At 48.8% G+C, this 11636-nt stretch carries 10 protein-coding genes and 2 tRNA genes; 1 reads left to right on the forward strand and 11 read right to left on the reverse strand.

The window, feature by feature from the left end; translation table 11 throughout:
* Nucleotides 1-53 precede the first annotated feature (53 nt).
* The 11 genes from infB to rlmE all read right to left on the reverse strand — a co-directional run bounded on the left by infB (nucleotide 54) and on the right by rlmE (nucleotide 11235).
* A complete protein-coding gene (gene infB / locus J3B89_RS01325; protein WP_215395713.1) occupies nucleotides 54-2738 on the reverse strand; it encodes a translation initiation factor IF-2 in 2685 nt (894 codons plus the stop codon).
* A gap of 21 nt (nucleotides 2739-2759) precedes the next feature.
* Nucleotides 2760-4259: a transcription termination factor NusA gene (nusA, locus tag J3B89_RS01330; protein ID WP_215395714.1), complete on the reverse strand. Its 1500-nt coding sequence runs from the start codon at nucleotides 4257-4259 to the stop codon at nucleotides 2760-2762.
* A gap of 29 nt (nucleotides 4260-4288) precedes the next feature.
* Nucleotides 4289-4744 carry a ribosome maturation factor RimP gene (gene rimP / locus J3B89_RS01335; RefSeq protein ID WP_092794600.1) on the reverse strand — a complete coding sequence of 152 codons (456 nt, stop codon included), beginning with the start codon at nucleotides 4742-4744 and terminating at the stop codon, nucleotides 4289-4291.
* Nucleotides 4745-4950: 206 nt separating this feature from the next.
* A tRNA-Met gene (locus J3B89_RS01340) sits at nucleotides 4951-5027 on the reverse strand.
* Nucleotides 5028-5101: 74 nt separating this feature from the next.
* A tRNA-Leu gene (locus tag J3B89_RS01345) sits at nucleotides 5102-5186 on the reverse strand.
* Nucleotides 5187-5199: 13 nt separating this feature from the next.
* Nucleotides 5200-5526: a preprotein translocase subunit SecG gene (secG, locus tag J3B89_RS01350; protein ID WP_215395715.1), complete on the reverse strand. Its 327-nt coding sequence runs from the start codon at nucleotides 5524-5526 to the stop codon at nucleotides 5200-5202.
* A 2-nt stretch (nucleotides 5527-5528) separates the two neighbouring features.
* Nucleotides 5529-6281, reverse strand: a complete 753-nt coding sequence (gene tpiA / locus J3B89_RS01355) for a triose-phosphate isomerase (protein ID WP_215395716.1) — start codon at nucleotides 6279-6281, stop codon at nucleotides 5529-5531.
* 83 nt (nucleotides 6282-6364) lie between these two features.
* On the reverse strand, nucleotides 6365-7699 hold the full coding sequence (glmM, locus tag J3B89_RS01360) for a phosphoglucosamine mutase (RefSeq protein ID WP_215395717.1): 1335 nt from the start codon (nucleotides 7697-7699) through the stop codon (nucleotides 6365-6367).
* Between the two features lie 3 nt (nucleotides 7700-7702).
* Nucleotides 7703-8536, reverse strand: a complete 834-nt coding sequence (gene folP, locus J3B89_RS01365) for a dihydropteroate synthase (RefSeq protein WP_215395718.1) — start codon at nucleotides 8534-8536, stop codon at nucleotides 7703-7705.
* Between the two features lie 88 nt (nucleotides 8537-8624).
* A complete protein-coding gene (ftsH, locus tag J3B89_RS01370; protein ID WP_215395719.1) occupies nucleotides 8625-10556 on the reverse strand; it encodes an ATP-dependent zinc metalloprotease FtsH in 1932 nt (643 codons plus the stop codon).
* Nucleotides 10557-10605: 49 nt separating this feature from the next.
* Nucleotides 10606-11235 (reverse strand): 23S rRNA (uridine(2552)-2'-O)-methyltransferase RlmE, encoded by a 630-nt coding sequence (rlmE, locus tag J3B89_RS01375; protein WP_215395720.1) that lies wholly within the window; start codon nucleotides 11233-11235, stop codon nucleotides 10606-10608.
* A gap of 83 nt (nucleotides 11236-11318) precedes the next feature.
* On the opposite strand from rlmE, the gene yhbY reads away from it, so the two are divergent.
* Nucleotides 11319-11615, forward strand: coding sequence for a ribosome assembly RNA-binding protein YhbY (gene yhbY, locus J3B89_RS01380; RefSeq protein ID WP_215395721.1), 297 nt, complete (start codon nucleotides 11319-11321; stop codon nucleotides 11613-11615).
* Nucleotides 11616-11636: the final 21 nt, after the last annotated feature.

The following is an 11636-nucleotide window of genomic DNA, read 5'->3' on the forward strand; positions in this document are numbered from 1 at the left end:
CTGTTGCAGACAAAACAGGGGCCAAAGGCCCCTGTTTTAGTATTGCGTGCCTGTTACAGGGTGCGTTCAACCTGTATTACTTCAAATACTTCGATCTGATCGCCTTCGCGCACATCGTTGTAGTTCTTCACGCCGATACCGCATTCAAAGCCGTTACGTACTTCACTAACGTCATCTTTAAAGCGACGCAGCGATTCCAATTCGCCTTCAAAGATAACCACGTTATCACGCAGTACCCGGATAGGGGCATTACGTTTAATGACACCCTCTGTAACCATACAACCGGCAACAGCGCCAAACTTAGGTGAACGGAATACGTGCCGCACCTGCGCCAGGCCGATGATTTGCTGTTTGAACTCCGGAGCCAGCATACCGGTCATTGCCGCGCGAACTTCGTCTAACAGCTCATAAATGATACCGTAGTAACGTAAATCCAGGCCTTCGTCTTCAACCAGTTTACGCGCAGAACCATCAGCACGCACGTTGAAGCCGATGATAATAGCCGAAGATGCTGCAGCCAGTGTCACGTCAGTTTCAGTGATACCACCTACGCCTGAGCCAACAATTTTCACTTTTACTTCATCAGTTGATAATTTCATCAGTGATTCGGTAATCGCTTCGACCGAGCCCTGTACATCGGCTTTTAATACGATGTTCAGCTCTGATACATCGCCTTCAGTCATGTTAGCAAACATATTCTCCAGCTTAGACTTCTGCTGACGCGCTAACTTAACATCACGGAATTTACCCTGACGATACAGTGCTACTTCACGTGCTTTACGCTCGTCTTTAACCACTGTCACTTCATCACCCGCTTGCGGCACACCGGATAAACCTAAGATTTCTACCGGAATTGACGGGCCGGCGGTTTTAATTTCTTTACCGTTTTCGTCGCGCATCGCACGGACACGGCCGTATTCAAAACCACACAGCACGATTTCGCCCTGTTTCAGCGTACCTTCCTGTACCAGGATAGATGCTACCGGGCCACGGCCTTTGTCCAGGCGTGATTCAATAACCACACCGCGGGCTAAACCCTGCTTCACAGCTTTTAATTCCAGCAGCTCAGATTGGTTCAGAATGGCTTCAAGCAAGTCATCAATACCCATGCCTGATTTTGCCGACACCGGTACAAACTGCGTATCACCGCCCCACTCTTCAGAAATAACGTCGTACTGTGACAGCTCGTTGCGTACCCGGTCCGGATCAGCTTCCGGCTTATCCATTTTGTTTACAGCAACCACAATTGGCACACCGGCAGCTTTAGCGTGCTGGATAGCTTCTTTGGTTTGCGGCATTACGCCATCATCGGCTGCAACAACCAGAATAACAATATCGGTTGCCTTGGCACCACGGGCACGCATTGAGGTAAACGCCGCGTGGCCTGGTGTATCAAGGAAAGTCACCATACCGCGGTCAGTTTCAACATGATAAGCACCAATATGCTGGGTAATACCACCTGCTTCACCGGCGGCAACTTTCGCTTTACGGATGTAATCCAGTAATGAGGTTTTACCGTGGTCAACGTGGCCCATAACCGTTACTACCGGTGCACGAGGCTCCAGATCGCCTTCGCCCTGACGGTCAGACATTACCGCTTCTTCCAGCTCATTTTCTTTGGTCAGGGTAAACTTGTGGCCCATTTCTTCACAGACAATAGCCGCAGTTTCCTGATCAATGACCTGGTTAATGGTTGCCATAGCCCCCATTTTCATCATGACTTTAATTACTTCAGACGCTTTAACCGCCATCTTGGCAGCTAATTCAGCCACAGTGATGGTTTCGCCAATTTTTACTTCACGCTCAACCGGCTGGGCAGGTTTATTAAAACCATGCTGCATACTGGTTGGGGTTTTCTTTTTCTTTGAATGACGGTTAGCGCGGTTAAAGGCTTCTTTGTCATTGGCATCGTCTTTTTTCTTGCCTTTAACAACCGGCGCTTTTTTACCGGCGCCACGACGGCCAGCGCGTTCTTCTTTAGCGTCTACTTCGTCTTCAGCCTGTTTAGCAAACTCGTTGCTTGTCAGGTGATAATCATCGGTATCCGTTGGTTTGGATTTCTCTTCCTGTGCCCAACGCTCGCCGTTTTCTTCTGCCAGCTTGCGTGCTGCTTCTGCCTGCTTAGCAGCTTCTTCTTCCAGTTTACGCAGTGCTTCAGCTTCCTGCTGCTGACGAATGCGTTCGGCTTCTTTACGGGCTTCTTCTTTTGCTGCACGACGGGCCGCTTCTTCCGGATCGTCTTTCAACAACTGTGCCTGCTTAGCATCTTCGCGGCGTTTAGCCTCAGCGGCTTTGCGCTCGGCTTCTTCTTTCGCTTTAGCTGCAGCAATTTCTTTAGCTTTACGGTCTGCTTCTGCACGTGCCTGCTCAGCTTCTGCGCGGGCTTTCTCTTCAGCTACACGAGCTTCTTCCTGCGCTTTTAATGTTGCTTCGTCAATCATCGGCTTTTTCACGTAAGTTTTTTGCTTACGCACTTCAACCTGAATTTCGCGGTTGCGACCTGCGCCACCCGCTACGCTCAGCGTGGTTTTTTCTTTGCGTTTTAATGTTAAACGCGCAGGTTCTGCCGACTTACCGCCATGCTGAGCACTTAAATGTTCCAGCAGGGATTTTTTCTCATCTTCGCTGACTACCTGACCGGCTGCTTTACTGATCCCGGCATCAGCGAATTGCTGCACTAACCGCTCAACAGTAGTACCGACATCACTGGCTAGCTTTTCTATAGTGACTTCTGCCATTTGTGTTGTTACCTCCGTTGACTACTTATTTTCTTCGCTAAACCAAACGATATTACGGGCTGCCATGATCAGGTCGGCGGCTTGCTGTTCCGACATTGGCGCTATTTCCAGTAAATCGTCTACACCCAGCTCTGCCAGGTCGTCTAACGTTGTTACCCCTTTACTGGCCAGAACATAGGCCGTATGGGTATCTAATTCTTTCAGCGCTAACAGCGCTTCTGTTGGTTGCGCGTCTTCCAGTGATTCTTCACTGGCCAGAGCGCGGGTGGTTAATACTGCTTTGGCACGGCTACGCAGTTCTTCCACTGTGGCTTCGTCCAAACCATCAATACTTAACAACTCGCTGATGGGCACATAAGCAATTTCTTCCAGCGTGGAGAAACCTTCATCTACCAGCACGTCGGCAAAGTCTTCATCAATTTCCAGGGCGTCAACAAATACCTGACGAACCTTGGCAGTTTCTTCCTGGTGTTTTTGCTTCATGGCGCTCACTGACATTACGTTCAGCTCCCAGCCGGTAAGCTGGCTGGCTAAACGTACGTTCTGACCGTTACGGCCAATGGCCATCGCCAGATTAGCGTCTTCTACCGCGATATCCATTGAATGCGTGTCTTCATCAACGATGATAGACGCCACTTCAGCCGGAGCCATAGCATTGATAACAAACTGCGCATCGTTATCGTCATACAGTACGATATCAACCCGCTCACCGGCCAGCTCGTTCGATACGGCCTGCACACGTGAACCACGCATACCAACACAAGCACCCACCGGGTCGATACGACGGTCATTGCTTTTCACTGCGATCTTGGCACGTGCCCCCGGATCCCGGGCCGCACCACGCAGTTCAATCATCTCTTCGCCGATTTCAGGCACTTCAATACGGAATAGTTCCAACAGCATTTCCGGGCGTGAACGGCTTAAAAACAGCTGCGCACCACGCGCTTCCGGTTTTACTTCAAATAACAATGCACGGATACGATCGCCGGGGCGGTAGGTTTCACGCGGTAGCATTTCGTCACGGCCTAACATCGCCTCGGCGTTGTTGCCTAAATCAACAATAATGCTGTCACGGTTTACTTTCTTCACCACGCCGGTAACTAATTCACCCACCTGGTCAATATAGGCTTCTACTACCTGTGAACGCTCAGCTTCACGTACTTTTTGTACAATTACCTGCTTGGCCATCTGGGTGGTGATACGGTCAAACTCGATAGAGTCAATTTGCTCTTCGTAGTAATCGCCAACCTGTACCGAAGGGTCGTCGTACTGCGCTGCTGATAATGTCATCTCACGGTACGGATGCTCCTGCACCTGATCGTCCGGAATAACCTGCCAGCGGCGGAATGTTTCGTAAGCACCGGTTTTACGGTCAATACTCACGCGAACTTCAATATCACCTTCATTCTTTTTCTTGGTGGCCGCTGCCAGTGCAAACTCCAGTGCCTGGAAGATTTTCTCCCGTGGCACGGATTTTTCGTTTGAAACTGCATCAACAACTAATAATATTTCTTTTGCCATTGCTTGTTGCCTCGCTTTGCCCCGATACCTTAAAACACCGGTACCACGTTTGCTTTATCTACGTTATCCATCAGCAAACGATAGGGTTTGCCATCTACTTCCACTATCAACATATCGTCTTCAATAGCTGTTAGTACGCCTTTAAACTTACGCCGGCCATCCTGAGGAATAGCCAGTTTTACTTCAATTTTTTGCCCTACCACCGCCAGAAAATGTGCAGGTGTAAACAATGGCCGATCCAAGCCTGGTGACGATACCTCAAGCAGGTACTCATTGGTTATCGGATCTTCCACATCTAAAATGGCACTCACTTCACGACTGACCAACGCGCAATCGTCAACATTGACACCATCAGCGTGATCAATATACAGCCGTAAAGTTGAATGACGACCAGCCTGCACCAATTCCAGCCCCAACAACTCAAAGCCTGCAGCTTCAACTGTTGGCAGCAATAACTCTGTCAGTGTCTGTTCTTGCTTAGTCAACGAGACCTCCGGAAATTCTGCTGTGGCAGGTTACTTAGCCAGTAACAGCGGCAACAACAGTAAATAAAAAAAGGGCGTTTAGCCCATTACTGCGTAAAACTGAGTCTGCAGATACGAAAACGCCCCGAACTAGCGGGGCGAATGGGCATCCAATCAATTAACATATCGCCAATGTTAATTGAAAATCTAATCACTTCATCAGAAGTTGGTTGCGGGAGCCGGATTTGAACCGACGACCTTCGGGTTATGAGCCCGACGAGCTACCAGGCTGCTCCATCCCGCGTCCGTAATTGGCGCTTATTATATAGCGCTGACTGGTTTATCGCAAGCATTGCCTTGGCAAACTACCGATAAATTTGGTGCCGAGAGCGGGACTTGAACCCGCACGTCCGAAGACACTACCCCCTCAAGATAGCGTGTCTACCAATTTCACCACCTCGGCTAAATTAAGAGGATTAGTTACCTACAGGGATATCGCTGGTGTCATCTTTTTTCGGCGCTGCCTGCTCAGTAACGGGTACTGATAAATCATCCCAGGCGTCTACTTTTTTGCTACCTGCACTGTAATTACCCAGCACAATACTTAACACAAAAAATATAGTGGCCAGCACCGTAGTGGTCTTGGTAAGAAAATTACCGGTACCTGACGAGCCAAACACGGTTGCAGAAGCACCGGCGCCGAAAGCTGCTCCCATATCAGCACCTTTACCATGCTGAATTAACACCAAACCGATTAATGCTATGGCAACTAACAAATAAACTACTATCAAAACTTCGTACATGCTTATTCCTTTGCACCTTTTGTAACTGCAAGGCAAATTTGCGCAAATTCTGCTGGTTTGAGGCTCGCACCACCTACCAGCGCACCGTCTATGTCGGCTTGGCGAAATAATGCAGTAAAATTGTCTGCATTAACACTGCCGCCATACAATAATTTTACCCTTACTGCTGATTGCGTATTGTACCTGGCCAGATGTTGCCGGATAAAAGCATGGGTCGTTTGCGCCTGTTCCGGCGTGGCCGACTCACCTGTGCCTATGGCCCATATTGGTTCATATGCAATCACTGATTTCGCCAGTAATTCGGGCTGCGAAGCATACACCGCATCAAGTTGCCGCGCAAGAACCTGCTGCGTTTTTTCTTGCTGGCGCTCGGTTGCAGATTCACCGACACATAATATAGGCGTTAAACCTGCAGCAACAGCCCTCGCCAGCTTAGCGGCTATAAGCTCATCGCTTTCACCGTTTAACGCACGCCGCTCTGAATGGCCGACAATAACATAACTGGCTCCGGCTTCCTGCAATAAATCAGCACTGAGTTCACCGGTAAAAGCGCCGCTTATTTCATGGCTTAAGGTTTGTCCGCCAAGCGCAAAATTACACGATGCCGGGAAGTGTGTTAACAGCGTAGCTGGCGGGCACACTACAACAGCTTGTTCGGTTAACGGCAGTGCCGTTAACACCCCGACCATCTCCTCAACCAGTGCGGCTGAACCGTTCATCTTCCAGTTCGCGGCTATCAGTGGTGTGCGTTGCATGGTGCTGTATCCCTGTAATTAGACGGGCGCGATATTAACCAACCACGCCGGTGCAAACAAGCTTTAATGGCGTATTTGGACAATCAACTGGCGATTTTTACCGCAGCGGCTATTTGCTCGGCATACTGCCTTACTTCAGTTGCATCTTCGCCTTCTACCATTACCCGGATCAATGGCTCAGTACCGCTTTTACGGATCAGTACCCTGCCTGAACCATTCAGTTTAGCCTCAACGTCTGCAATAACCTGTTTCACATGCTGTTTTTCCAGCGGAGCAGTGCCTTTTTCAAACTTCACGTTTACCAGTACCTGTGGCAGTTTATGCATACCCTGGCTAAACTCAGCCAGTGTCATACCCGCTTCGATCATTGCTGCAAGTACCTGTAAAGAAGCAATAATACCGTCACCGGTACAGGTATGATCTAAATTCAGTACATGGCCTGAGTTTTCACCACCAATGCGCCAGTTGTTCTCGCGTAGCAGTTCCATTACATAACGGTCGCCAACAGCGCTGCGGGCAAACGGGATATCCAACTGCTTAAGTGCCAGCTCTAACCCCAGGTTACTCATTAAGGTACCAACCACACCGCCTTGCAGTTTATTTTGCTCTTTGGCAGCACGGGCAATGATATAAACAATTTCATCACCATCAATAAGCCGGCCGGTATGATCAACCATCATTACCCTGTCACCATCGCCGTCATAGGCAATACCTAAGTCAGCGCTACGCTCAACCACGGTTTTCTGCAATAGCTCAGTATGGGTGGCGCCACAATTATCGTTAATATTTAACCCATCCGGGCTGGCACCAATGACTATTACTTCAGCACCCAATTCTTTAAATACTGCTGGCGCTATATGATAAGTGGCGCCATGAGCACAATCGATAACAATTGTCATGCCGCTTAACGATAAATGGTTAGGTAAGTGGCTTTTACAAAACTCAATATAACGTCCGGCAGCGTCATCGATACGCTGGGCTTTACCCAGTTTCTCAGATGATTCACATACCATCGGCTGTTCCAGTTCGTGCTCTATCGCCAGCTCAACGTCATCGGGTAGCTTAGTGCCATCAGCAGAGAAAAACTTAATACCGTTATCATAGTAAGGGTTGTGCGAAGCACTGATCACAATGCCTGCCTCAGCCCGGAATGTGCGGGTTAAATAGGCGACAGCCGGCGTTGGCATTGGCCCTAACAAGCGCACATTAATACCGGCAGCAATTAAACCGGCTTCCAATGCTGTTTCTAATAAATAACCGGAGATACGCGTATCTTTACCAATTAAGACTTTGCGGGTGCCGCGTTGTGACAACACCCGGCCAGCGGCCCAGCCTAACTTCATGGCAAATTCGGGTGTAATAGGAAACTCACCTACCCGGCCACGCACGCCATCAGTACCAAAATACTTTCTGCTCATCCTTTATGCTCCATACTGCATTGCTGTCACTACCCTGACCGCCTGCACTGTTTCTTTAACATCATGCACCCGGATTATCCGGGCCCCTTGTAATGTTGCAATAGTAGCGCAGGCCAGACTGCCTGCCAAACGCTCATTCACCGGTATGTTCAGTAATTGACCAATCATTGACTTACGCGACATACCCGCCAGTACCGGGTAGCCGGAACAGGTAAACTGTGCCAGCTGCTGCAACAATAAATAGTTATGGCTCAGGCTTTTACCAAAACCAAAACCGGGGTCAAGAATAATATGTTGCCGGCGCATACCAGCCTGTTCACAGGCAGAAGCCCGGTCTAATAAAAACTGCTTCACCTCTGCCACCACCTGCTGATATTGCGGTGAATGCTGCATACTACGCGGCGCTCCCTGCATATGCATCAGGCATACCGGTACATCAGCGGCAATAGCGACCTTTAAAGCTCCAGGTTCCAGCAAGGCCCTGACATCATTAATAATATCGGCACCAGCCTGAACCGCAGCTGACATCACCCCGGCCTTACTGGTGTCAACAGAAATTGCACAATCAAAACGTTGGCGGATTACCTCAATTACCGGTATAACCCGGCTTAGTTCCTCCTGCTCTGTTACATCTGCAGCACCCGGGCGGGTAGATTCGCCACCAATATCTAAAATTACGGCACCGTCTGACAGCATTTGCTCTGCCTGACGTAGTGCAGCGTCCAGTTGCTGATGTTTACCGCCATCGGAGAATGAATCCGGCGTGATATTTAAAATACCCATAACCTGTGGGCGACTTAAATCCAGCTTGCGCTGGCGGGGCAAGGACAACAGCATATTGGCTCCTGTAACAGATATTTTGGCTTTGGCAGTAAAAATAAACCCCGGCATAACCGGGGCTTTAATTTAGCTAAATACAGCAGATTTAGTGCAGGTTACCTTCTGATGGTTTACCCGGAACGGCTGCATCATCATCCTGGCTGACTTTGCTATCCGGCTTGTCGTCTGAGCCCGGCTTATCGCGAGGTTCCCAGTTTTCCGGCTGCCGTACTTCGCGCCGTGCCATCAGATCGTCAATCTGTCTGGCATCTATGGTTTCATACTTCATCAATGCATCTTTCATTGCATGCAGGATGTCCATGTTTTCTTCAATCAGCTTTTTCGCTCTGTCGTAGTTACGGTCAATAAAGTTACGAATTTCAGCATCAATGGCTTTAACAGTATCTTCCGACATATGCTTATTTTTACTGACCGAGCGGCCAAGGAATACTTCACCTTCTTCATCGGCGTACAGTAATGGGCCAAGCTTCTCTGAGAAACCCCACTGTGTAACCATCTTACGTGCCAGATCTGTAGCCCGTTCAATATCGTTCGACGCACCGGTAGTGACAGATTCAAAACCGTAAATCACTTCTTCGGCTATCCGGCCACCGAACAACGAACTGATCATACTCTCCAGCAAGCGTTTGCTGTGCGATACACGGTCGCGCTCAGGTAAGTACATGGTGACCCCCAAAGCACGGCCACGCGGAATAATACTCACTTTGTAAACCGGGTCGTGATCCGGCACCAAACGGCCGACAATAGCATGACCTGCTTCATGATAAGCTGTCATTTCTTTTTCTTTTTCTGTCATTACCATAGAGCGGCGTTCTGCGCCCATCATGATCTTGTCTTTGGCTTTTTCAAACTCATCCATAGACACTACACGGCGACCGCCCCGGGCGGCAAACAGCGCAGCTTCATTAACCAGGTTGGCTAAATCGGCACCGGAAAAACCCGGCGTACCACGTGCAATAACTGATGGCTCTACCCCTTCAGCCAGCGGTACTTTACGCATATGTACTTTTAAGATTTGCTCGCGGCCTTTTACATCCGGCAAACCTACCACGACCTGACGGTCAAAACGGCCGGGGCGCAGTAGCGCAGGGTCCAGTACGTCAGGGCGGTTAGTTGCGGCAATAACAATAATACCTTCATTACCATCAAAGCCATCCATTTCAACCAGCATCTGGTTTAAGGTTTGCTCACGCTCATCATGGCCACCGCCTAAACCGGCACCACGCTGGCGCCCTACTGCATCAATCTCATCGATAAAGATAATACAAGGTGCCGCTTTTTTGGCTTGTTCAAACATATCGCGCACACGGGATGCACCAACACCCACAAACATTTCAACGAAGTCTGAACCTGAAATAGTGAAGAAAGGTACTTTGGCTTCACCGGCAATGGCTTTGGCTAACAAGGTTTTACCAGTACCCGGAGGGCCAACCATTAAAATACCGGTCGGAATTTTACCACCCAGCTTTTGGAAACGGGATGGATCACGCAGGTAATCAACCAGTTCAGAAACCTCTTCTTTCGCTTCGTCACAACCGGCAACATCAGCAAAAGTAGTTTTGATCTGATCTTCACCCATCAGGCGCGCTTTGCTTTTGCCAAACGACATGGCACCTTTGCCACCGCCGCCCTGCATCTGGCGCATAAAGAAGATCCACACGCCGATAAGCAGCAGCATTGGGCCCCAGGACAACAGAATAGTACCCAGCAAGCTGCTTTCTTCCGGTTTACTGCCTAAGGTTCTGACATCATTTTTAATCAGGTCATCCAGCAGCTTTTCATCATAGCCACCAGGGATCACTGTTTCGAAGCGGTCACCGCTGCGTTTTACGCCGGTAATCACACCAGAACGCTCAACCTTCACCTCGCGGATCTGGCCCTGATTTACCTCGTTGATAAACTGAGTATAACTGGTTTGCCGGTCGGTACTGTCGCCGGGGCCAAAGCTGTTAAACACCGACATTAATACGACGGCGATCACTAACCAGACAATCAGATTCTTTGCCATGTCACTCAAGGTTATAACCTCTTCTTACCGATAAATAGATAATTACCCGGCTACTTTACTAGACTTTGAAGCCGGTCGCCACGATATATGTCTCTCGTGAACGCGCACGGGACGAATCGGGCTTACGAATTTTTACAGTGGTAAAGGCGGCGCGCACATCTTTTAAAAATTGCTCGAAGCCATCACCCTGAAATACTTTGACCACAAAACTGCCATTTTGCTTCAACACTTTGTGACACATATCAAGCGCCAGTTCCACCAGATACACCGACCTTGCCTGATCTGTAGTGTCATTGCCACTCATATTTGGCGCCATATCAGACAATACCACATCTACGTTCTGACCGCCGATCCGGCTCAGCAATGCGTTTAATACTGCTTCATCACGAAAGTCTCCCTGCAGGAAACTGACACCGTTAATCGGATCCATAGGCAGAATGTCACAGGCTATCACGGTACCTTTGCTACCGACAAGACCAACACAAAACTGAGACCAACTGCCCGGTGCTGAGCCTAAATCCACTACTGTCATAGCAGGTTTTATCAGTTTGTCCTGCTGGTTTATCTCTTCCAGTTTAAACGCTGCACGTGAACGCAGGCCTAACTTTTGTGCTTTTTGTACAAACTGATCATCGAAATGCTCTTTCAACCAACGGGTTGAACTGGCAGAGCGTTTTTTCTTGGTCATGCTTTCACTCTTGATTAGTGTTATGCGTTAGATGGCGCTACAATAACGCAAATTCAAGCGTTATCTTCGGAAATAGTCATTTTATGAGTTTAACCAACAAACAGAAACAATTTTTAAAAGCAAAAGCCCATGATCTTAAGCCGGTGATCCTGCTGGGTGGCAACGGCCTGACCGAAGGTGTGGTAGCCGAGATTGAAGTTGCACTGAACTTTCACGAGTTGATTAAAGTAAAAGTACCCACTGAAGATCGCGAACAAAAAGTACTGATTATGGATGCCATTATCCGTGAAACCAAAGCCGAAAAAGTCCAGATAATAGGCAAAACCCTGGTGTTATTCCGGCAAAGCGAAGCGAAAAAAATCCAGTTGCCACGCGGCTGAGTACATATTAAACATAAAAAA

The organism is Rheinheimera oceanensis, assembly GCF_018831085.1.
Classification (GTDB): Bacteria; Pseudomonadota; Gammaproteobacteria; order Enterobacterales; family Alteromonadaceae; genus Alishewanella; species Alishewanella oceanensis.